This is a genomic window from Bradyrhizobium sp. Leaf396, from assembly GCF_001424605.1.
In the GTDB taxonomy this organism is placed as follows: domain Bacteria; phylum Pseudomonadota; class Alphaproteobacteria; order Rhizobiales; family Xanthobacteraceae; genus Bradyrhizobium; species Bradyrhizobium japonicum_C.
This window is the reverse complement of the sequence record NZ_LMQJ01000018.1, coordinates 57,886-80,028: the sequence shown is the minus strand read 5'-3', so window position 1 is coordinate 80,028 and position 22,143 is coordinate 57,886. Positions and strand designations below refer to the sequence as shown.

Annotated in this window: 20 protein-coding genes; 12 read left to right on the top strand and 8 right to left on the bottom strand. The window is 64.1% G+C overall.

The genetic code is table 11. The features are described 5' to 3' along the window. The first annotated feature begins 155 nt into the window (after nt 1-155). The 3 genes from ASG57_RS18585 to ASG57_RS38745 are packed head-to-tail and all read left to right on the top strand — an operon-like array spanning nt 156 to nt 3,096. Nucleotides 156-539, top strand: coding sequence for an Hsp20/alpha crystallin family protein (locus ASG57_RS18585; RefSeq protein WP_024342525.1), 384 nt, complete (start codon nt 156-158; stop codon nt 537-539). A gap of 8 nt (nt 540-547) precedes the next feature. Beyond that, nucleotides 548-2,935 (top strand): endopeptidase La, encoded by a 2,388-nt coding sequence (lon, locus tag ASG57_RS18580; RefSeq protein ID WP_057196956.1) that lies wholly within the window; start codon nt 548-550, stop codon nt 2,933-2,935. 5 nt (nt 2,936-2,940) lie between these two features. Further along, complete coding sequence (locus ASG57_RS38745; RefSeq protein ID WP_200948566.1) at nt 2,941-3,096, top strand: hypothetical protein; 156 nt, start codon at nt 2,941-2,943, stop codon at nt 3,094-3,096. Nucleotides 3,097-3,169: 73 nt separating this feature from the next. Here the strand turns inward: ASG57_RS38745 and ASG57_RS18575 are convergent, their stop codons facing one another. The 5 genes from ASG57_RS18575 to ASG57_RS18555 all read right to left on the bottom strand — a co-directional run bounded on the left by ASG57_RS18575 (nt 3,170) and on the right by ASG57_RS18555 (nt 10,138). Next, nucleotides 3,170-3,472: an HU family DNA-binding protein gene (locus tag ASG57_RS18575; RefSeq protein ID WP_018320691.1), complete on the bottom strand. Its 303-nt coding sequence runs from the start codon at nt 3,470-3,472 to the stop codon at nt 3,170-3,172. 281 nt (nt 3,473-3,753) lie between these two features. Continuing rightward, nucleotides 3,754-4,986, bottom strand: coding sequence for an acetyl-CoA C-acetyltransferase (locus ASG57_RS18570; RefSeq protein ID WP_024342527.1), 1,233 nt, complete (start codon nt 4,984-4,986; stop codon nt 3,754-3,756). A gap of 179 nt (nt 4,987-5,165) precedes the next feature. Further along, nucleotides 5,166-6,629 carry a GH1 family beta-glucosidase gene (locus ASG57_RS18565; protein ID WP_057196955.1) on the bottom strand — a complete coding sequence of 488 codons (1,464 nt, stop codon included), beginning with the start codon at nt 6,627-6,629 and terminating at the stop codon, nt 5,166-5,168. 150 nt (nt 6,630-6,779) lie between these two features. Beyond that, on the bottom strand, nt 6,780-7,187 hold the full coding sequence (locus tag ASG57_RS18560) for a hypothetical protein (RefSeq protein ID WP_024342529.1): 408 nt from the start codon (nt 7,185-7,187) through the stop codon (nt 6,780-6,782). A 506-nt stretch (nt 7,188-7,693) separates the two neighbouring features. Further along, the gene (locus ASG57_RS18555; RefSeq protein ID WP_057196954.1) at nt 7,694-10,138 is read right to left on the bottom strand and encodes a TonB-dependent receptor; all 2,445 of its coding nucleotides are present in this window, start codon (nt 10,136-10,138) and stop codon (nt 7,694-7,696) included. Nucleotides 10,139-10,492: 354 nt separating this feature from the next. Here ASG57_RS18555 and ASG57_RS18550 point away from each other — a divergent pair, with 354 nt between their 5' ends. Together ASG57_RS18550 and ASG57_RS18545 are read left to right on the top strand one after the other, a co-directional pair. Continuing rightward, nucleotides 10,493-12,691, top strand: coding sequence for a PQQ-dependent dehydrogenase, methanol/ethanol family (locus ASG57_RS18550; protein WP_230646696.1), 2,199 nt, complete (start codon nt 10,493-10,495; stop codon nt 12,689-12,691). A 100-nt stretch (nt 12,692-12,791) separates the two neighbouring features. Further along, nucleotides 12,792-13,430, top strand: a complete 639-nt coding sequence (locus ASG57_RS18545; RefSeq protein WP_057196953.1) for a response regulator transcription factor — start codon at nt 12,792-12,794, stop codon at nt 13,428-13,430. Between the two features lie 15 nt (nt 13,431-13,445). On the opposite strand, the gene lanM is transcribed toward ASG57_RS18545, so the two are convergent. Together lanM and ASG57_RS18535 are read right to left on the bottom strand one after the other, a co-directional pair. Continuing rightward, nucleotides 13,446-13,838, bottom strand: coding sequence for a lanmodulin LanM (gene lanM / locus ASG57_RS18540; RefSeq protein ID WP_057196962.1), 393 nt, complete (start codon nt 13,836-13,838; stop codon nt 13,446-13,448). 44 nt (nt 13,839-13,882) lie between these two features. Next, nucleotides 13,883-15,241, bottom strand: a complete 1,359-nt coding sequence (locus ASG57_RS18535; RefSeq protein WP_057196952.1) for a histidine kinase — start codon at nt 15,239-15,241, stop codon at nt 13,883-13,885. A gap of 206 nt (nt 15,242-15,447) precedes the next feature. Between ASG57_RS18535 and ASG57_RS18530 the strand changes: the two genes are divergently transcribed. Further along, entirely contained in the window at nt 15,448-16,068 is a 621-nt protein-coding gene (locus ASG57_RS18530) for a response regulator (protein ID WP_024342534.1), read from the top strand. A 67-nt stretch (nt 16,069-16,135) separates the two neighbouring features. Further along, nucleotides 16,136-16,981 (top strand): S-formylglutathione hydrolase, encoded by an 846-nt coding sequence (gene fghA, locus ASG57_RS18525; RefSeq protein WP_057196951.1) that lies wholly within the window; start codon nt 16,136-16,138, stop codon nt 16,979-16,981. 58 nt (nt 16,982-17,039) lie between these two features. Here the strand turns inward: fghA and ASG57_RS18520 are convergent, their stop codons facing one another. Continuing rightward, on the bottom strand, nt 17,040-17,612 hold the full coding sequence (locus ASG57_RS18520; protein ID WP_156402729.1) for a DUF3280 domain-containing protein: 573 nt from the start codon (nt 17,610-17,612) through the stop codon (nt 17,040-17,042). A gap of 59 nt (nt 17,613-17,671) precedes the next feature. On the opposite strand from ASG57_RS18520, the gene ASG57_RS18515 reads away from it, so the two are divergent. Genes ASG57_RS18515 through ASG57_RS18495 form a run of 5 tightly spaced genes read left to right on the top strand, consistent with a single transcriptional unit; the run spans nt 17,672 to nt 22,083 of the window. Continuing rightward, complete coding sequence (locus ASG57_RS18515; RefSeq protein WP_024342537.1) at nt 17,672-18,853, top strand: lanthanide ABC transporter ABC transporter substrate-binding protein PedA1; 1,182 nt, start codon at nt 17,672-17,674, stop codon at nt 18,851-18,853. Next, on the top strand, nt 18,838-19,830 hold the full coding sequence (locus tag ASG57_RS18510; protein ID WP_156402728.1) for a YVTN family beta-propeller repeat protein: 993 nt from the start codon (nt 18,838-18,840) through the stop codon (nt 19,828-19,830). The genes ASG57_RS18515 and ASG57_RS18510 overlap by 16 nt, the downstream gene beginning before the upstream one ends. Then, on the top strand, nt 19,827-20,633 hold the full coding sequence (locus ASG57_RS18505; RefSeq protein ID WP_057196949.1) for a lanthanide ABC transporter ATP-binding protein PedB/LutE: 807 nt from the start codon (nt 19,827-19,829) through the stop codon (nt 20,631-20,633). The genes ASG57_RS18510 and ASG57_RS18505 overlap by 4 nt, the downstream gene beginning before the upstream one ends. Then, complete coding sequence (locus ASG57_RS18500; protein WP_024342540.1) at nt 20,630-21,478, top strand: lanthanide ABC transporter permease protein PedC; 849 nt, start codon at nt 20,630-20,632, stop codon at nt 21,476-21,478. The genes ASG57_RS18505 and ASG57_RS18500 overlap by 4 nt, the downstream gene beginning before the upstream one ends. Further along, nucleotides 21,475-22,083, top strand: coding sequence for a hypothetical protein (locus ASG57_RS18495; protein ID WP_057196948.1), 609 nt, complete (start codon nt 21,475-21,477; stop codon nt 22,081-22,083). Before ASG57_RS18500 ends, ASG57_RS18495 begins: the two co-directional genes overlap by 4 nt. The last annotated feature ends 60 nt before the right edge of the window (nt 22,084-22,143 follow it).

The window sequence follows — 22,143 nt, the reverse complement described above, 5'->3', positions numbered from 1 at the left end:
CCCAACCTCTAGGCAAATGGCGGAACGCCGCGGCCCGAGCCGCGGCGTTTGCCATTTCGGATGGGCACGGCGGTGCATGGCACATCAGCGCCCTCGCACTGGAATTCCCCGGAACCGGCCCCATATGCAGGCTTTCCCACCCCCGAGCCTACATCATGCAACCCAAGAATCCCCTCGACTGGATGCTGTCCGAAGCCCTGGATTCGCTGACCCGCGCCGATCGGCTGCGCCAGCAGTTCGGCCGCCAGGAAGCCTGTTGGGAGCCGCCCATCGACGTGCTCGAAACCGAGCGTGAGCTCCTGATCCTGGTGGCGCTTCCCGGGGTCAATCCGGACAATGTCGAGACGGTCATCCACGACGGCGTTCTCGTCATCTCCGGTCAGCGCACCCTCCCGCCGGAGCTTCGCAACGCCCGCATCCACCGGCTGGAGCTGCCGCAGGGGCGTTTTGAGCGCCGTATTGCATTGCCCCTTGGCCGCTACGCCATCAGCCGCTTCGTGATGGACGGCTGCGTCGCACTGCGCCTCGCCAAATCCTGAGGTCGATCATGGCCACCGAACAGATGAACACGAACGAACAGACTAATAACGACGTGAAGATCCCCGACGACGCGCTGATCATCGTCCCCGTGCGCGAGATGGTGCTGTTTCCCGGCGCTATCGCGCCGATCACGATCGGCCGGGCGAAGTCCATCGCAGCTGCGCAACAGGCGCTGCGCGAGCAGCGGCCGGTCGGCATCGTCCTCCAACGCAGCCCCGAAACCAATGATCCCGGGCCGGACGACCTCTACCGGGTCGCAACCATCGCCAACATCGTGCGCTACATCACGGCGCCCGACGGCACGCATCACATCGTCTGCCAGGGCGTGCAGCGCGCGCGCATTCTCGATTTCCTGCCGGGGACGCCGTTCCTGGCCGCACGCTTCCAGCAGATCCCCGAGCCGACCACGATCTCACCCGAGATCGAGGCGCGCGCGCTGAACCTGCAGCGCCAGGCCATCGAGGCGATCGAGTTGCTGCCGCAGGCGCCGCCGGAGCTGGCAGCGATGTTCCAGGGTACCAGCGCGCCCGGCGCGCTGGCGGATCTGGCGACCTCGTTCATGGACATCAAGCCGCAGGACAAGCAGGAGGTGCTGGAGACCATCGACCTCGCTCTCCGCGTGGAGAAGGTGTCGAAGCACCTCGCCGAGCGGCTGGAGGTGCTGCGCATCAGCAACGAGATCGGCCAGAAGACCAAGGCCTCTTTCGACGAGCGGCAGCGCGAGGCGATCCTGCGCGAGCAGATGGCAACCATCCAGCGCCAGCTCGGCGAAGGCGACGGCAAGCAGGCCGAGGTCACCGAGCTGACGGCCGCCATCGCCAAGGCCAACATGCCACCGGAGGCGGAGGCGCATGCCAAGAAGGAGCTGCGCCGCTACGAACGCATGCCGGAGGCCGCCGGCGAGGCCGGCATGGTCCGGACCTATCTCGACTGGCTGATCGAGCTGCCCTGGGCGCTGCCCGAGGAGAAGCCGATCGATATCAAGGAGGCGCGAGCCATCCTGGATGCGGACCATTTCGGCCTGGAGAAGATCAAGAGCCGCATCATCGAATATCTGGCGGTCCGCAAGCTCGCTCCGCAGGGCAAGGCGCCGATCCTGTGCTTCGTCGGCCCGCCCGGCGTCGGCAAGACGTCGCTGGGACAATCCATCGCGCGCGCGATGAATCGTCCCTTCGTGCGCGTCAGCCTGGGCGGCGTGCATGACGAGGCCGAGATCCGCGGCCACCGGCGCACCTATATCGGCGCGCTGCCCGGCAACATCATCCAGGGCATCAAGAAGGCGGGCGCACGCAACTGCGTCATGATGCTGGACGAGATCGACAAGATGGGCCGTGGCGTGCAGGGCGATCCCTCCGCCGCGATGCTGGAGGTGCTCGATCCCGAGCAGAACGGGACATTCCGGGACAACTACCTGGGCGTGCCCTTCGACCTCTCGCGCGTGGTGTTCATTGCGACCGCCAACATGCTGGACCAGATCCCCGGTCCGCTGCTGGACCGCATGGAGCTGATCAGCCTCGCCGGCTACACCGAGGACGAGAAGCTGGAGATCGCGCAGCGGTACCTGGTGCGGCGGCAGCTGGAGGCCAACGGCCTCTCGGCCGAGCAGGCCGAGATCGAGCCGGAGGCGCTGAAGCTGATCGTCAAGGGATACACCCGCGAGGCCGGCGTGCGTAACCTCGAGCGCGAGATCGGCAAGGTGTTCCGCCACGCCGCGGTGCAGGTCGCGGAAGGCACGGCCGCGAAGGTCGTGGTGACGGCGAAGGACATCGCGACCGTGCTCGGCCAGCCGCGCTTCGAAGGCGAGATCGCATTGCGCACCAGCGTTCCGGGCGTCGCCACCGGGCTTGCCTGGACGCCGGTCGGCGGCGACATCCTGTTCATCGAGGCAACGCGCGTGCCCGGCAAAGGCGGGCTGATCCTGACCGGCCAGCTCGGCGACGTCATGCGCGAGAGTGTGCAGGCTGCGATGACGCTGGTGAAGAGCCGGGCCTCCCAGCTCGGCATCGATCCCCAGCTGTTCGAGAAGAGCGACATCCACGTTCACGTCCCCGCGGGCGCGACCCCGAAGGACGGTCCGAGCGCGGGTGTTGCGATGTTCACGGCGCTGACCTCCCTGCTCACCAATCGCACGGTGCGCAGCGACACCGCGATGACCGGCGAGATCTCGCTGCGCGGGCTGGTGCTGCCGGTCGGCGGCATCAAGGAGAAGGTGGTGGCCGCGGCTGCTGCCGGCTTGAAGCGGGTGATGCTGCCGGCGCGCAACAAGCGGGACTACGACGATATCCCGAAGAGCGCGCGCGACAACCTCGAATTCATCTGGCTGGAGCGCGTCGATGAGGCCATTGCCGCCGCGCTCGAGCCGGGCGAGGCCCAAGTGGATGAAGCGGCGGAGTGAAGGCGATGCCGAAACTGCTGGACAGAGCAAAGAAATCGCAGACAACGCAGCGGGTGCGCGAACTGCTCGACCGAGCCGTCGACCGGCTGCGCGATGCGCTTGCAGGAGCCCAGCCGCGGCTTCAGCCGGTCCCGGTCCGGGTGAAGCGCCGCAAGGGCTGAGCCCTCCGTCTCAGGCCCTCGCGGCTGCCTCGAAACAAAAGGCCCCCTCCAATCCGAGGGGGCCTTTGCGTTGTTAGCCCACGGCGTCCTTGGCAGCCTTGACCGGGCGAGCACGGACGATCTTCCGGGCCGGCTTGGCCTTGAACATCATCTCCTCACCCGTGAACGGGTTGGTGCCCTTGCGCGCCTTGGTTGCGGGCTTCTTGATAACCACGAACTTGGCGAAGCCCGGCACCAGGAACAGGCCGTTCTTCTTGAGCTCCTTGTGGCCGACGTCGGTCAGCGTCTCCATGACGTTCTTGACGTCACGCTTGGAAAGCTCGGTGGCGGTCGCAATCTTTTCGATCAACTGCGATTTGGACATCTGGGTTGGCATCGTGTCTCCTCTGATTCGTTGCCGGTTGCATATTAGACCAACCGTTGAAGGCCTATAGCCTTCTGCACAGTTTTCTCGCGATTTTACGGGCTTTTCTGGCCCCCTGTGGCAAAAAACCCTGCTTTTTGGCTACTTCCGGAGCGGCAGAAGCCACAAGCAACGGATTTTGCCTTGTTTCAAAGGCCCGCACGACACCTTGCTAAATCTGATTCGCGGCTTTCGACAAGCAACGACCGGCCTCTTGGGGGAGGCCGGTCGCGATTCACCCTGCGAAAAAAGGCCTAGACGCGCTCGATGATGATGGCCGGCGCCATGCCGCCCGCGGCGCACATGGTGACGAGACCACGCTTGAGATCGCGCCGCTCGAGCTCGTCTAGCACGGTGCCGATCAGGATCGAGCCGGTGGCGCCGATGGGATGGCCGAGCGCAATCGAGCCGCCATTGACGTTGACCTTCGCGCGGTCGAGCTTGAGGTCGCGGATATATTTTTCCGCCACCACCGCAAAGGCCTCGTTGATCTCGAACAGGTCGATGTCGTCGGTGGTAAGACCGGCCTTTGCCAGCACCTTGCGCGTCGCCGGCACCGGCGCGTTCAGCATCAGGGTCGGCGAGTCCCCCATGTTGGCCATCGCCACCACGCGGGCGCGCGGCTTCAAGCCGTGCGCCTTGGCGTAAGCGGGCGATGCGAGAAGGATCGCGGCGGCGCCGTCGACCACGCCGGAGGAGTTGCCGGCGTGATGCACGAAGTCGATCTTCAGCTCAGGGTATTCTTGCAGGATCAGGCCACGATAGGTCGTGCCCTTGTCGTCGAGAGCGTAGTCGGCGATCGCAGGGAACGCCGGCTTCAGGCTGCTCAGGCCTTCCATCGTGGTTTGCGGCCGTGGATATTCCTCGTGGTCGAGCGCGAGGCTGCCGTCCTCGCGATAGACTGGCACCAGGCTCTTTTTGAAGTACCCGTTCGCCATGGCATGCGCGGCACGCTTCTGGCTCTCGAGCCCGAGCGCATCGACGTCCCGTCGGCTGATGCCCTCCATGGTCGCAATCGCGTCGGCGCAGACGCCCTGATGCGACTGGGGATGCAGTGCACGCAGGCGCAGATTGCCGTTGTCCATCATCATCGGACCACTGCCGCGCCGCCCCTCCATCGACATCATCTCGCAGCCGCCGGCGATGACGAGATCCTCGGCGCCGGCCATGATCGAGCTTGCGGCCATGTTGACGCTGGTGATGCCGCTTCCGCAAAAGCGATCGAGCGTCACCGCGCTGGCGCGCACGTCATAGCCGGCATCGAGCGCGGACATGCGGCCGAGATCGCCGCTTTGCGTCGCGACCTGCGCGCTGCAGCCCCAGACGATGTCGTCGACGTCTGCCGTATTGATGCCGGTGCGATCGGCAAGCGCGCGCAGCACGGTTGCTCCGAGCTGCTGCGGATGAATGCCCGAAAGCGCTCCCTTGCCCGTCTTTCCGATGCCTCGGGGGGTCCTGCAGGCATCGATGATCAGCGCGTCAGCCATTGGCGTTGCCTCTTGCTATGAGTGTTGACCGCGGTTTTGAATAAGGGAGAGAGGAGAGTCAATGCGCGGCGCGACGCGCCCTCTCCGTCCCCTCACGCAGATTTTCCGCTACGCGAAAGCCTCAACGAGGTCTTGGCCGGGCCTGTCCCCGTCGCGACAACGCTCCACGAAGGAAGAGTTCACGCCCCCGCCGAATTGTTCGCGATCACGTTGCGATAGAAGCTGGCGCTGAGTTTCGGCGTACGGACCTGGGTGTCGAAATTGACGTGGTAGAGGCCGAAACGCTTGTTCAGCCCGTAGACCCATTCGAAATTGTCCATCAGGCTCCAGAGGAAATAGCCGCGCACCGGCACGCCTTCGGCAGTGGCGCGCTGGAGCTGGGCGAGATAGTTGCGCAAATACATGATGCGGTCGGTGTCGTAGATCTTGCCGTCGGGCGTGACGACGTCGTCGCCGGAGGTGCCGTTCTCGCTGATGTAGATCGCGTCTGTTTTCCATATCTTGGCTGCGAGCTTCGGCACCCAGTAGATCGTCTCGGGCCCGACGCGCAGCCAGTCCGAATTCATGTGCGGGAACGATTTCGGGATCGGCAGCGGCATGAAGCCCGCGCCCTGGTCGGAGGCCACCACATAGTTCTGAGGCGCGTAGATGTTGAGGCCGAGAAAATCGACCGGCGAGGAGATGATCTTGAGCTCCGCATCGGTGAATTTCGGCGCGTCGGGTCCGGCAAATTTCAGGAAGGCGTCGGTATAGCGGCCCGTCACGATGACGTTGAGATAGCCGGCATTCATCTCGCGCAGCGCAATCTCCGCGGCGCGGACGTTCTCCGGCGTGTCGATCGCCGGCACGCAGGCATCGATGTTCTCGGCCGGCCCCACCCTGGTGCCGCGCCGGCCATGGGCGCGCACGGCCTGTACCGCGATCCCATGCGCCAGCGCGCTGTTGTGCCTGATCTGGTTGACCTCGGCCTGCGGCAACTTCAGGCCCGGCGCGTCGATGCCGATGCCGTAACCGAAATAGACGAAACGGCCGCTCTCGTTCAGCGTGAACACGTTCTTGACGCGGTCGGTGAGGTGCTTGGCGACGTATGCCGCATAGTCGCCAAAGATCTTGCAGGTATCTGTTGAACGCCAGCCGCCAAAACGGTCCTGAAGCGATTGCGGCAGATCCCAATGATAGAGCGTCAGCCACGGCTCGATGCCGTTCTTCAGGAGCTCGTCAACGAGGCGATTGTAGAAATCGATTCCCTTCGGGTTGGGCTTGCCGTCGCCTTCCGGAAACAGCCGCGGCCAGGCCACGGAGAAACGATAAGCCCTGCAGCCGAGCGCCTTGATGAGCGCGATGTCCTCCTTGTAGCGGTGATAGTGCTCATTGGCGCGGTCGCCGGTGGTGCCGTCCTCGATCTTGCCGGGAATGCGCGCGAACTTGTCCCAGATCGAAGCCCCACGCCCATCCTCGTTGACGGCGCCCTCCACCTGGTATGACGAGGTCGCCGTGCCCCAGATGAAACCCGGCGGAAAGCCGCCTCCCCCGCGCGGCGGCCGGGCCGGCTTGGCTTTGGCTGCGTCGATCGCACCAGTCATCCCGGCTGCGGACAGCCCCGCGATCTTCGCAAATCGGCGACGCGAGACCTTGTCCGTCATTGATGCTTCTCCGCTTCGGGGTTGTTGCAGGCGCACAATGGCGAGTCCAGGGCGGTTTGGAAAGCAAGCTGTGCCGAAAGCACGATGCAGAATGCCGCGGCCTTGCCGCGGCATATGGATGCGGGCCAGTCGCCCCGCTAGCTTTCCCGCTCAGCGCAAACGCCTCGGCAATCTTGGCAGCCTGCCGAGATCTAACGCCGCCACGCGCTCGGTTCGCTCGCCTGCCGGCGGCTGCTGTTCCGTCAGAATGAGCGTGCCATGAAGGATCACTCCCGGTACCTGGTGTGCCGTCGCGGTGTAGCTCGCGATCTTGCCGGGGCAGCGTCCCTCGATGTCCAACGTGAGTTCATCTTCAACACCGAAGACCGTTGCTCGCCCCTCGGTATGACGCTTCGCCGATACGATCGCAGTGAAGCGGTCGCCATCGACCGTGCAGGAGCCACGATAGGTCATCAGGCTGTCGCGCCCCCAGATCTGGCCGTCCGCGACATGGACGATTCCGGTCCCCTGATCGAGCGGCGTGTTGTACCACGCCGCATAGGTGCCGTCCTTCAGCATGGGAGCCATCTCCATTGGTGTTCCCAGGCCGACAATCCGCATGATCAGCGCTAAGAAAGCGTTAATCGCACGGCCCGAGCCGATCCGGCCCGTCTTTCCGCAGCTCGGCTTCGAGCTCCTCGATGATGCTGTGAAGCAGACACGCCGCGAGCGGATCGGTCACTTCCCGCTCCAAATGCCTATAGCGCGCGATCCGGAATTGCTGCTCTCTCAACTGGTGCTCTGTCATCGGACGGGCCCTCCGACGAACCGACGCGCAGGCCGCCAAGTCGTTTCGTTAAAGTTTTCAGATCATTCGTCATGGTTTCTGATTGGTTAAGCGGGCCAGGAAGCTGTGCCGCGGAGCCGCTCGACTGCGCATCGTCGCTCAACGTTTCTTTGTGCAGCCGCTCGGTTGCCTGGAAGCAGGATCGCGCAAGGCAGGACCGTCTCAGGCCAAACCCCAAAGCCCCTTGCGCCGCATAGAGCCCTCTCCCCTGTTGGGAAAAGGAAGCGTCACGCTGGTTTCAGAACGTCACCCGCATTCCTGCGTAGAACGCCCTCGGCCGTGCCGGGCTCAGGGAGCGCGGGTCGAGGAAGTCGCTGCCGCCGTTGGTGAAGTTGGGCAAGGCATCGCGGTCGAAGAACTGGCCGTAGGTGACGTAGCGCTTGTCGAACACGTTGTCGACGCGGCCGTAGAGCTGGACGTTCTTCGCAACCTGATAGGAGGTGTGGAGATTGAACACCGTATAGGACGGCAGCTTCTCGAACTGGTTGGACTCGTCGCCGACGAGATGCTGGCTGGAGACGAACAGCGCGTTGCCGCCGACCTTCCAGACATCGGTCACGGCGTAGTCGACGCCGACCTTGACGCGGTGGCGTGGGACCGCCGGGATCTGGTTGCCGGGCCTCACCTGGATGGTTTCGGTGGTGTCGTCGGCAAACGGGCTTTCCGAGCCGAGCTCGAGCGGATCAAGAAAACGCGCGTCGACGAAGGAATAGCTCGCCTGGAACTGGAGCGTGGGCGACTTGATGTTGACCTCGGCCTCCAGCCCCTGCCGGCGGGTCCGGCCGACATTGGAGAAGTAGCCGAAGCCGGTCCGCCCGACGACCGGCACCGCCATGATGTCGTCGTGATTGGTGGCACGGAAACCACCGACCTTCCAGCCGAGCGTGCCGATGTTCAGCTCCTTGGTGCCGCGGAAGCCCGCCTCCACGGTCTTGGAGACGACCTGCTTCAATGGCGGATCCGCAACCAGGAAGGCTGCGATGAGACAGGGCCTGGTGGGATCCGCGCAGCCGAGCTCGAGCGGCGTCGGCACGCGGTTGGCCTCGGAATAGCCGGCATAGGCGGTCAATTCCGGCGTGATCCTATAGGTGCCGCCGATGATGGGATTGAAGCGGGTAAAGGTGTGATAGCCGTTGAGCGCGGTCCCGAGCTGATCCTCCAGCGAGATCCGCGCCGCGTTGAAGCGGCCGCCGCCCGTGATCGCGAAAGCGTTCGTGACGTTGAACGTGTCCATCGCATAGAGGCCGTTGTACTGATTGACTGTCCGCAGCGAGACGGGACCGGCAACGGGATCTGCCGCGGGGGTCGGCCCGAGGAAAACGCCGCTGCCGCTGACAACGTAGTTCTCTCCCATTGAGCCGATCTCGGAGCTGGCATTGTAGCGCGAGATGCCGGCATCATAGGTTGAGCCGACCACGAAACGATTGTCATGGCCGAACAGCTGGTCGGTATTGGTGGCCTGCCCCGACACGCCGAACGTGGACGAACGGATCGAGCCCCGGTCGATGGCACCGAGGATCGTGCCTGGCGCAAAGGGGTTGGCGAGTTGCACGCCGCCCCCGCCATAGGCGGCTGAAGTGTCGTCGCCGAAGCAGAGCAATCCCGCATCTGCGGCGCACTCCTCTACGTCGGTCGGATTGCCGTCAACGATGTTCTGCTCGAACCGGCGCGCATAGGCGGTGCCCTCGAACGTCCAGGTCGGCGTCGCGTCGACCTTTCCGGTCAGGTTGAGATAACCGACGCGGTTCGTGATAGTCTGCGGTGTGGTGTAGGTCGCGCCCCAGTATTTGTCGAGCAGCTCCGCCGGTACGGTAGCGCTGGCGCCGAAGTTGTTCTTGGCCAGCCCCATGTTGACGTGGAATTCGCTGTCACCCGCCCTGTAGCCGATATCGCCATAGAAGCGCCGAACAGTCGATTGGGAAAAATTACGGAAGCCGTTGTCGCGCAGGCCTTCGAGCGCGCCGTAGACGGCGTAGTTCTGATCGACCTGCTTGCCCCACTGCGCCGAGCCCTGGATGCGGCCGAACGAACCGCCCATGACGTCGAGTTCCGCGCCATGATAAGTAAAGCCGTTCTTCATTTGCAGGTTGATTGCGCCGCCCAGCGCATTGAGGCCGAAGGCGGGGTTGTTGGTCACCAGCGTCACGGATCTGATCGCGGCGGTGGGGATCAGGTCCCAGTTCACGGCGTCCGAGAACGCTTCGTTGATGCGCACGCCGTTCTGGTACACGGCGAGGCCTTGGGGCGTGCCGACCACCGGAGAGGCAACGAAGCCGCGAAACTCGACGTCAGGCGCGAAGGGATTGCCGGTGACCTCGCTGATGTTGACGCCGGGAATGTTGTCGCGCAACGCATCAGTCACGTTCAGCGAGTTGGTTCGCTTGATCTGGCTCGCATCGACGGCGTTGATTGCGGAAGGGACCTTGTCGACATCGAGACCCCGGCCGATGCCAGGCGAGGTCGGGAAGACATAGAGCCGAGTCCTCGGGGCGGCGGATGCCGGCGCGCCTATGCGCGCAACCGGCCGCGACGGGACCACCCGCGGCGCTGCCGGCGCTGGCGCAGTCACTTCGACCGGCGGCAGGTTCTGGACGTTGGTCTGCTCGTCTGGAGCGGCAACAGCCTCGGTCGCAACAACCATTCCCGTAGAAATTGAAATGATGACCAGACTACGAACGCCCATACCTGCCGCCTCCACCCGCATCGTCCGGCTCTCTTGTTTCCCCGCCGGTTAGGCGAACGATACAGGCCAACAGCCGAAAAGCACCAGCCGTAAAAGGTCCGACCTCTTCGGAGCACGAATTCCCGGCAAAATCGGGAATTATTCCCGACGTCTCCCACGGTGGGCGCAAGCCCCCGACGCTCAACTGGGAACAATTCCCGGACGGGACGAGACTTTTTGCCGAACTTCGCAAGGGGCCTTCGTGCAATCCTTGGCTCGACATCGCGATCCGATCGCGAGTCATTCATCCGTAGACTCACCCCGCCCTCGTGGCGGGGTGCTTTTACGGCAAACGAAAATACAGGGAGGGACATGATGACGTTGGGGGATCGCTTTTCAGTTCGATATTCGTCGGCTCGACCAACCCGCAGCCTCGTCACAGGTCTCGTCACAGGCCTTGTCACAGGCCTTGTCACAGGCCTTGTCACAGGCATTGGCGTCATCACATCCATTGCCGCCGCCTCCGCGCAGGATCCAGCAAGGAATCCGACGCCGGAGAACATCAAAGCCATCACCTCGCAGGTCGACAGCGCCTACATCAGGGCGAACACCGCGACGTCCACCAATTGGCCCACGATCGGTCTCGACTACGCCGAGACGCGATTCTCGAAGCTCAATCAGATCACGCGCGACAACGTCAAAGACCTCGGCCTGGTCTGGACCTACAATCTCGAATCCTCGCGCGGCGTCGAGGCGACGCCGGTCGTCATCGACGGGATCATGTACCAGACGGCCCCATGGAGCGTCGTGCATGCCATCGACGCGCGCACCGGCAAGCGCATCTGGACGTTCGATCCCGAAGTCAACCGCGAGCTCGGCTACAGAGGCTGCTGCGACGTCGTCAACCGCGGCGTCGCACTCTACAAGGGGAAAGTGTTCGTGGCCGCATATGACGGCCGACTGATCGCGCTCGACGCGGCGACCGGCAAGAAGGTCTGGGAAAGGGACACGCTGATCGATCACGAGCATTCCTACACGATCACCGGTGCGCCGCGCGTCTTCAACGGAAAGGTCGTGATCGGACAAGGCGGCGCCGAATATGGCGCGCGCGGCTACGTCACCGCGTACGATTCCGATAGCGGCAATCAGCTCTGGCGCTGGTTCACCGTGCCCGGCGATCCGTCCAAGCCATTCGAAGACGAGTCGATGGAGAAGGCGGCCAAGACGTGGGATCCCGCCGGCAAGTACTGGCTCAATGGCGGTGGAGGCACGCCGTGGGACACCATCACCTTCGACCCCGATCTCAATCTCGTCTATATCGGCACCGGCAACGGCTCGCCCTGGAACAGGAACGTTCGTAGTCCCGCTGGCGGCGACAATCTCTATCTCGCCTCGATCGTGGCGCTGAACGCCGATACCGGCAAGTACGTCTGGCACTATCAGGAGACGCCCGGCGACCACTGGGACTACACCTCGACGCAGCCGATGATCCTCGCCGACATCAGCATCGATGGCGCGCCGCGCAAGGTCATCCTGCACGCGCCCAAGAACGGCTTCTTCTTCGTGATCGACCGCACCAATGGGAAATTCATCTCCGCGAAGAACTTCGTCGACGTGAACTGGGCCACCGGTTACGACGCCAACGGCCGCCCGATCGAGGTGCCGGCCGCGCGTGGCGAGGCGGCGTACGACTCGATCCCCGGACCCTACGGCGCCCACAATTGGCATCCGATGTCGTTCAACCCGCAGACCGGGCTGGTCTATCTGCCGGCCCAGAACGTGCCGCTGAACCTCATTCCGGAAAAGAACTTCAAGCAGAATGCCGCAACGCCGGGCAAGTTCGGCGGCGCCACCGGCTGGAATGTCGGCTTCGTGCTCAACGGAGAGCCGCCGAAGAGTCTTCCGTTCGGACGCCTGATCGCGTGGGATCCGGTCAAGCAAAAGGAAGCCTGGCGGGTGGAATACCCCTCCCCATGGAATGGCGGCACTCTGACCACGGCCGGAAACCTGGTATTCCAGGGCACCGCGGATGGACGCTTCGTTGCCTATGATGCCAAGACCGGCAAGACGCTGTGGGAAACACCGACCGGCACCGGCGTCGTCGCCGCGGCCTCGACCTACATGCTCGATGGCGTGCAGTACGTCTCGATCGCCGTCGGCTGGGGCGGCGTCTACGGCATGGCGCAGCGCGCGACCGAGCGGCAAAGCCCCGGAACAGTCTACACGTTCGCGCTCAACGGCAAGGCGCCATTGCCGGAATTCGTGAAGTACCAGACCGAAGGCCTGCTCCAGGGCGTGAAATACGATCCCAAGGACGTGCCGGAAGGCACAGCACTCTACGTCGCCGCCTGCGCCACCTGCCATGGCGTACCCGGCGTCGACAAGGGCGGCAACGTCCGCAATCTCGGCTACGTGCCGGCGGAGGAGATCGCCAACCTCAAGAGCATCGTCTTCAAAGGACCGTTCCGCGACAAAGGCATGCCGGACTTCACGGGCAAGCTCACGGAAGCCGATGTCGTGAAGATCCAGGCCTTCATCCAGGGCACCGCCGACGCGATACGGCCCAAGAAGTGACGCGGCAGCACGGCTGCGGCAGGCACCGCCGCAGCCGGCTGATGCGGCGTCCACCGCACCCGTCGTCTCGTCGAAACACGATGCAATTCAGGGAGTTCCATTGAGCCCGATACTCGTCGTCGACGACCATCCAATCATTGCAGAAGCTTGCCGCGTGGTGCTGGGGGACGTCGAAGACGTCGTCGCGGCGCGCGATGTCCCGAGTGGCTATCAAGCATTCCTGGAGCACCGGCCCGGAGTCGTCATCCTCGATTTGAGCTTTCCCGGGGAAGCGCTGGGCGGCGTCGACTTGCTGCACCGCATGTCCTCGGATGCGCCGCTCGCGCGCGTGCTGGTCTTCAGCATGCATGCGGACGCAAGTATCGTTGCGTCCGCGATCAAGGCAGGAGCCATCGGATATTTGCTGAAGGACTCTCCGCCCGACGAACTGCCAAAGGCAGTGCGTCAGGTCAGGCTCGGACATCGCTATGTCGACGAGCGGATCAATCTTCGCGGCGTTCCCCTCCCCGATCACGTTGATTCCGGCAAGGCCGCCATGCTGACCCGCAGGGAAAGAGAGACACTCAGCCTTCTTGGCCAAGGGAATTCCTATTCTGCGATCGCCGAAGAGCTGGATATCACGCCTCGTGCCGTCGCTCGGCTCGTCAAGCAGGCCAGGACCAAGCTCGGTCTCCGTCGCACGAGCGACCTGCTCCGCCGTGCGCACGAGCTTGCGGGCAACGCGGATAGCTCGAACTGACGGGCAGCCGGCTGCTCATTGCAGCAGCTGAAGCAGCGCGCGTCCAGCCGGCGCCTTCAGCTCGGTTCTATCCAGCGTGCCGTCATGATCCGGATCGGCTGCGTCGGACCGCTGCGAGACCACGGCGAGATACTCGTTCACCGACAGCGTTCCATCGTGGTCGGGATCTGCTGCCGCAATCTCTTTGCCGGTCAATCTCCCCCGCAACTCCCGCATGTCCAGTGTGCCGTCGAGATCCGGGTCGAGCCTGGCGAAAAGCGCCATGGCCGCCTTCCTGACCTCGATATGGTCGAGCGTTCCGTCGTTGTCGGTGTCGAACTTCTTGACGGGATCACCGCGAGAAGCCGCCAGCGCAGATCCTGACACCATCGCGGCGGCCAGAATCGACGCCATCCATCGGCCAAACATCGGCATGTCGAGCCCTCCCTGTGGTCTCGGACGTCATGTTCGGATCATGACGAGGCAGTCGGAATCAGGGCCTCTACAGTCAAGCCGCCATCGCCGGACACGACGTTGAGCGTGCCGCCCAGTGCCATTATCCGCTCGCGCATCCCGACGAGCCCGAAGCCGAGCTTCTGGTCCGGCTCCATGCCGCGCCCGTTGTCGCTGACCCGCACCCGGGCGCAGCCGCGGCCGTCGTTAGCCATCTGCTCCGCCGGCTCGATGACGACGTTGACCGAGGTCGCACCGGCGTGGCGGAATACGTTGGTGAGTGCCTCCTGCACGATACGGTAGATGGTGAGATCGGCGGTCTCGCCGGTCGGCCCGAGCGCCGGCGAGATCATGGTCTCGATCGCGACCTCGGGATGCGACTGCCGCCAAAGCCGCGACAGGGATTCGAGTGCCTTGCGCAAACCGAGCTCGGCAAGGCCGACAGGCCGAAGGCGCTCCAGCACGCGGCGATTGAACTGCTGGAGCGCGTTGATCTGCTCCAGCATGGCGCTGCCATGTTTGCGCACGGCGTCCGCACTCGGGTCCCGTCCATCCGCCAGCTTGGCCAGTGCGCTCGCATGCGCGCGCAGCGAGAACAGATACGGCCCGAACTCGTCATGGAGCTCGCGCGCGATCTCCTTGCGCTCGATGTCCTGAAGCGACACCGCACGCTCGGCAAGTCGACGCTTGTCCTCGACCGCCTCGCCAAGCGTCGCGGCAAGGTGGTTGAGCTTGGTGCAGATCGCGGCGAGTTCCGGCGCGCCGCCCGGCGTGACACGGGCCTCGTAATGTCCGCGTTCGAGCTTCCCCATGGCCTCGGCCAGCGACTGGAGGGGTGCCAGCGCCCGACCGACCACATTCATCATCAGGAAAAACAGCGCGAGCGCGATCACCGAGCCCACCTCGAGCTGGGTCACGATGCCGTCCCAGATCTCGGCGATCTCGTCATCGGGGTGCGAGGTGATCACGAGCGAGCCCGGCTTGCCCTGGATCGAGACGGGGACGCTGACCGCGGTCTGCTCGGGATGAACCAGGCCGACGAACCAAGCCGGCGGCGCGCGCGTGTCGGCGTCGGCGTCAAGCCGGGGCGGCGTCAGGGAATGACCCCCGGCGTCCCGAAGCGTGATGCTGACATGGCGCAGGCGGCTGAGATCGCGCGCGATCTGGTTCAGCCGGGCGTCCGGCTCCGGCGCCTCGTTCAGGTCCGCCACGATCATCTCGATGAATTCGCGCGCGAGCCGGATTACGCTCTGGTCCTCGGCCTGCACGCGCGGCCCGGCCTCCGCGACCTGCCGGCCGATATTGACGGCGAGCCCGAGTGCCAGCAGCAGCGCCAGCAAGAGATTGATGCGCCCGCGCAAGGATAAATTTTGCCACATTGCTATCGCCAGTGCCTCGCGAAGGATGCCCGCGCCTGTCCGATGACGTTGACAGAGGCGAAGCGCCCGATATCTAATCGGAAGCGTACAGCAATCCCGGCCGGGTTGCATGAGGCCACATGAGACGCCCAGTTCCTCATGCTGGCTGCGTGCAGCGCAAAACAGGCAAACTCTAACGCAGGGACGCGCTGTCGCGGGGAACGCCTATGCGCATTCTGATCGTCGACGATCATCCCATTGTCGCCTCCGGCTGCCGTGCCGTGCTGGCCGACGAGGGCGAGATCGAGATTCTGGAGGCTGCCGACGCCGAAGACGGCGAGTGCGTCTTCATCGTCGAACGCCCCGACCTCTGCATCATCGACATCAACCTGCCGACCGTGTCCGGCTTCGAGCTCGCACGTCGCATCCTCGAGCGCGCGCCGGAGGCCCGGATCATCATGTTCAGCATGAACGACGATCCTGCTTTCGCCGCGCGCGCTATCGAGTGCGGCGCCAAGGGGTATGTCTCAAAGACCGGCGATCCCGACGACCTCGTCGAGGCGATCCGCGCCGTCAGCGGCGGCGGCACCTATCTGCCCACTGCCATCGCGCGCAGCATCGCCTTTGCAGGACCGACGCTGGCCCAAAGCCCGCTATCGAAGCTGAACGCACGCGAGATGGAGATCCTGCGGCTGCTGAGCGCCGGCAAGAGCCTGTCCGAGATCGCCTGGCTGGTGCAATCGTCCTACAAGACGGTGGCCAATACCTCGTCCATCATGCGCCAGAAGCTCGGCGTGAAAACCTCGGTCGAGCTGGTGCGGCTGGCGATCGACAGTGGCGTCGCCTGACGACGCCACAAATTTCGGTCACACAAGCGTGCATTGTTGATGGGGTGAGATGCCACGGAGCTTGGGCATGACGATTCAGACTGTCTCGACCAATAAATCCCATGGCGGCGTGCAGGGCGTCTATCGCCATGCCAGCCAGGCCACCGGAACCGACATGGTGTTCTCGGTCTACGTTCCGCCGCATGCGGCCGGCGCCAAGCTGCCCGTGGTCTGGTATCTTTCCGGACTCACCTGCACCCACGCCAACGTCACCGAGAAGGGCGAATTCCGCAAAGCCTGCGCCGAGCTCGGCCTGATCTTCGTCGCACCAGACACCTCGCCGCGCGGGCCGGACGTGCCGGGTGACGCCAACAATGCCTATGATTTCGGCCTGGGCGCCGGCTTCTATGTCGATGCGACCCAAGAGCCATTCGCGCGAAACTACCGCATGTGGAGCTACGTCACCGACGAGTTGCCCAAGCTGGTCGCCGAGAACTTTCCGGTCGACGCCAAACGGCAATCGGTGATGGGCCACTCCATGGGCGGCCACGGTGCGCTGACGGTGACGCTGCGCAACCCGCACCGCTATCGCGCCGCGAGCGCGTTCGCCCCGATCGTGGCGCCTTCGCAGGTGCCCTGGGGCATCAAGGCCCTGACCGGCTATCTCGGGCCGAACAAGGACGCCTGGCGCAACCACGACACGGTGGCGCTGATCGAGGATGGCGCGAGATTCTCCGGCTTCCTGGTCGATTACGGCGATGCCGACAACTTCTTGAAGGAGCAGCTCAAGCCCGAGCTGCTGCAAGAGGCATGCACCAAGACTAACATCCCGCTCACGCTGCGGCGGCAGGCGGGCTACGACCACAGCTACTATTTCATCTCCACCTTCATGAGCGATCACCTGCACTGGCACGCAGCAAGGTTGACGGCGTAGCGTTTTTTCCTTCTCCGCTTGTGAGCGCGAAGCGCCCTCGCGGCGAGCTATTGCTGCTCTACTCCGGCCGCCCGTAATTCGGCGCCAGCAAACGGTTCCGGATCAGGTAGCTCATGGTGCGCGTCCAGGCTTCGTCGGTGTTGCCGCGCATGTCGGCGCTGGCGACCGTGATCATGTTGCCGGTCTTCACGTCTCGGAGATAGACGTTAAGACTGATGATCAGGTTCGAGACCTTCTGCACGAGCCCGGTGATCTCCAGATCGGCACCGAGCTGACGGGCGAGCTTGAGGTCGCAGCCGCCGCAGGCTTGCAGGTTCGCGCGACGGGCGGCATCCCTGACCGGAGCTATATCAAGGAGCTGGAACCGGCCCGATTCTGCCAGTTCCTTGCGCAGCTGCTCGCTGATACGCTCCAGCCGCGCCTGCTCCGGCTTCGCGCCGTAGAACTCACCGGGCAGACTGGTGTCGATCAGCTCGAAATCGAAGACCGCAAGCTTTGGCGGATCGGCGAGCGCGACCGAACCCGTCAACAACAAAGCCGCAAAGCCTATCAATGCTCGCACGATCGTGATTCCCGTCCTCGCGCGCGCGAGGACGAAATGCGGGGTTGCATGCCCTGACAAATTGGTCATGCTTCAGCAGAGACAATTCTCCACCAGCGGTCAAGCTGGGGAGAACGCCTGGAGGAAACATGATCCGATGGTTGGTCGGCCTGATCGGTCTGGGTGTTGCCGCCACGAGTGCGCTCGCCGCGGACCCGGTTACGATCGGCGTCGGCTATCTCGGAATTGCCGGCACCCGATCGACGCTATCGCTGGCCGAGCAACCTGCGGAGAATGACGGCCTCGCCGGCGCCCGCCTCGCCATCGAGGACAACAACACCACCGGAAAGTTTCTCAACCAGCGCTTCACGCTGGAGGAGCGCCGCGTCAAGGAAGGCGAGGATCCGGTCCAGGCTGCAACCGCCCTCGCTGACAAGAACGGGTTCGTCATCGCCGACCTGCCGGCCGATGCGCTGCTGAAAGTCTCCGACGCCCTGCGTGAGCGCGGCACGCTGCTGTTCAACGTCGGCGCAATCGACGAACGGTTGCGCGAGGCCGATTGCCGCGCCAATGTCATCCACACCGCTCCGACACGCGCGATGCTGGCCGATGCGCTCGGCCAGTATCTCGTTTGGAAAAAGTGGTCGCGCTGGCTTCTCGTGGTCGGCTCCCATAACGAAGACAGGCTGTTCGCCGATGCGCTCCGGCGCACCGCGACGCGGTTCGGCGCCAAGATCGTCCAGGAACGGACCTTCGAAGACAAAGGCGGCGCGCGACGTACCGACAGCGGCGTGACGCTGATCCAGCGCCAGATTCCGGTGTTTACGCAGCAGGCGCCCGCATACGACGTGCTGATCGCCGCCGATGAGAGCGAGGTCTTCGGCGCGTACCTGCCCTATCGCACCTGGGATCCGCGCCCCGTCGCGGGCTCCGCCGGCCTCGTGCCGCGGAGCTGGGACGCGGCGCAGGACCAGTGGGGCGCGATCCAGATCCAGAACCGCTTCTTCAAGCTGAATTCGCGGCGCATGACCGCGCTCGACATGCAGGCCTGGACCGCGGTCCGCATGATCGGCGAAGGCACCTCGCGCACCAATTCCGGCGACATCAAGAAGGTGACCGACTTCATCAAGGGCCCGGATTTCTCGGTCGCCGCCTTCAAAGGCACGCGGCTGACCTTGCGTGACTGGAACTTGCAGCTTCGCCAGCCGATCCTGCTGGTCGACGGCCGCATGGTGGTGTCGGTATCGCCGCAGGAAGGTTTCCTGCATCAGGTCTCCGAGCTCGACACGCTCGGCTACGATCGCCCGGAGAGCAAATGCAAGTTGAAGTGAGGACGCAGATGTTGCGCATGTGGCGTGTTGGGCTACTCTCCGCAATGGCGCTCGTCGCAGCGCCTGCGCATGCGTTCATCGCCTATGTTTCGAACGAGAAGAGTAACACGGTGTCGGTCATCGACACCGAGACCTGGACGGTGACCAAGACCATCAAAGTCGGTCAGCGCCCGCGCGGGATCGATCTCACACGTGATGGAAAGTTCGTGATGGTCGCAGTGGGCGACGACGACACCATCCAGGTGATCGATGCCAAGACGCAGACCGTCGTCGACAGCCTGCCCTCCGGCCCCGATCCGGAATTGTTCGCCCAGGATGCCGCCGGAAAGACTCTCTACGTCGCCAACGAGAACGACAACACGGTGACCGTGATCGACCTCGAGAAGCGCGCGCGCCTGGGTGATATCCAGGTCGGCGTCGAGCCCGAGGGCATGACCATCAGCCCCGACGGCAACACACTGATCAACACGTCCGAGACCACCAACATGGCGCATTTCATCGACACCGCCACGCGCCAGATCGTCGCCAACGTGCTGGTCGACGCGCGCCCGCGTTTTGCCGAGTACAAGCATGACAGCTCCGAAGTCTGGGTGTCCTCGGAGATCGGCGGCACGGTCTCGATCATCGATCCCAAGAAGCACGAAGTGATCGGCAAAGTCACGTTCGAAATCCCGGGCTTGCGAAAAGAAGCCATCCAGCCGGTCGGCATCGGCATGACCAGAGATGACAAGACCGCCTTTGTCGCGCTCGGGCCCGCCAACCGCATCGCGGTCGTCGACGTCGCCACGCGCAAAGTGACGAAATATCTGCTGGTCGGGCAGCGCGTCTGGCATGTCGCGTTCACGCCCGACGAAAAATACCTGCTCACCACCAATGGCGTGTCGAACGACGTCTCGGTCATCGACGTCGCCGCGCAGAAAGTCATCAAGACCATTCAGGTGGGCGAACTGCCTTGGGGCGTCGCGATTGCGCCATGACCAGCCCTGCCCCGGTCACCGAGCAACGTCAGATGCCGAGGCCTGATGCGGCCGCGTTGCCGGCGTTGTCGATCGAGGGCGTCAGCCATTCCTACGGACCACGGCGCGCGCTCACGGACGTGTCATTCGACGTGCAGCCGGCGAGCTTCACGGCACTGCTGGGACTCAACGGCGCCGGAAAGAGCACGCTGTTCTCGCTCGTCACCCGCCTGTTCGGCATCCAGTCCGGCCGTGTCTCCATCTTCGGCCATGACATCAGCAAGACTCCCGGCGAGGCGCTGCGGCTGTTAGGTGTCGTATTCCAGCCGCGCACGCTCGACCTCGACCTGTCGCTGACGCAGAACCTGCTCTATCACGCCGCCCTCCACGGCATCAGCCGCCGCGAGGCCGCCGCCCGCAGCGCCGAGCTGCTCGGCCGCATCGGGCTCGAAGAGCGCGCCGGCAGCAAGGTGCGCGATCTCTCGGGCGGACAGATGCGGCGGCTGGAGATTGCACGAGCGTTGCTGCACCGTCCCCGGCTGCTGTTGCTGGACGAGCCGACCGTCGGCCTGGACGTCAAGGCACGGGCCGACATCATCAGCCATGTTCGCCAGCTCGTGGCCGAGCAGAGCATTGGCGTGCTCTGGGCCACGCACCTGTTCGACGAGATCATGCCCGGTGACGATCTCGTCGTGCTGCACCAAGGTAAAGTGCTGGCGCGGGGTCCGATGAGCCGCGTCGTCGCGGAAGCCGGCGCGCAGGACGTCAACACCGCCTTCATGCGCCTGACCGGCGCGCAAACGATGCCGGGAGGCGGCACATGAGCAGCATCACCGCGCGCGATACGCCGCGTGGCTTCTCAGTCCAGGAGTACCTGACCTGCCTCACCGGCATCGTCTGGCGCGAGGGGCTGCGCTTCCTGCATCAGCGCGAACGTTTTGTCTCCGCATTGGTACGGCCCCTGGTGTGGCTGTTCATCTTTGCCGCCGGCTTCCGCCAGGTGCTCGGCATCTCCATCATCCCGCCATATGAGACCTACATCCTCTACGAGGTGTATATCGCACCTGGGCTGATTGCGATGATTCAGCTCTTCAACGGCATGCAGTCTTCGCTCTCGATGGTCTATGACCGCGAGATGGGCAATATGCGCACCCTGCTGGTGAGCCCGCTGCCACGCGGGTTCCTCTTGTTCTGCAAGCTGCTCGCGGGCACTGCGGTGTCGCTGCTCCAGGTCTATGCGTTCCTGCTGATCGCCTGGCTTTGGGACATTACCCCGCCGGCCGCGGGCTACCTTACCGTGCTGCCGGCGCTGATCCTCTCGGGGCTGATGCTGGGTTCTCTCGGAATGCTGATCTCCTCCGGCATCAAACAGCTGGAAAATTTCGCCGGCGTGATGAACTTCGTCATCTTCCCGATGTTCTTCGCCTCCTCCGCGCTCTACCCGCTCTGGCGGGTGCAGGAGGGCAGCCCTTATCTTTACTATCTTTGCGAGGTCAATCCGTTCACCCATGCGGTCGAGCTGATCCGCTTCGCGCTGTACGGGCAGATCAACTGGATCTCGCTGGCGGTGGTCGCTGCTTGCACAATCGTCTTCATGATCGGTGCGATCTTGGCCTATGATCCCTCGCGCGGGCTGGCGCGACGCGGCCCTGCCGGAGGCGAAGGATGAAGGTTTGGGTCCTGGCTGCCATCACAATGATGCTGTCCGCCACAGCCGCGCTCGCGGCCGATCCGCGCTATCCGGACTGGCCCTGCACCCAGGCCAAGGTTCCGGAGATCTCGCTGGCCGCCGTGTGGGCCGGTCCGCCGCTCGATGACGTCCAGAACAAGTGGAAGGACGACGCCGAGGTCAGCGCGCTGGTTGCAAAGCTGTCGGCACGCAAGACGCCGCTGGACGAGGCCGAGAAATCGGTGAAGGAGCTTCTAGCCGCCTCCGGCTCCGACAAGGCCGCGAAAGCGAAGCTCCTGTTTGCCGGCCTGTTCGACACGCTGAATGCCCAGCGTTCCCAAGTCATGAACGGTCTCGAACGGGTCAGCCGCAAGCAGCGCGAGGCTGCCGACAAGATTCGCGAAGATGCGCTTCAGCTCCAGGCCCTGCAGGGCGCAACGCCGCGCGATGAGGCCAAGGTCGAAGCGCTGAGCAACGAGCTGATCTGGAAGACCCGTATTTTCGAAGACCGCCATAAAGTGGTGCGCTTCGTCTGCGAGGTTCCTACCACGATCGACCAGCGTCTGTTCGCGCTCGGGCGTTTGATCCAGCAGGAAATGGAATAGCGGCAGCCTCACGGGCGACTCACGAGGGTTCCCACAGGCGCAGCGGGCTCGTTCGCCGCG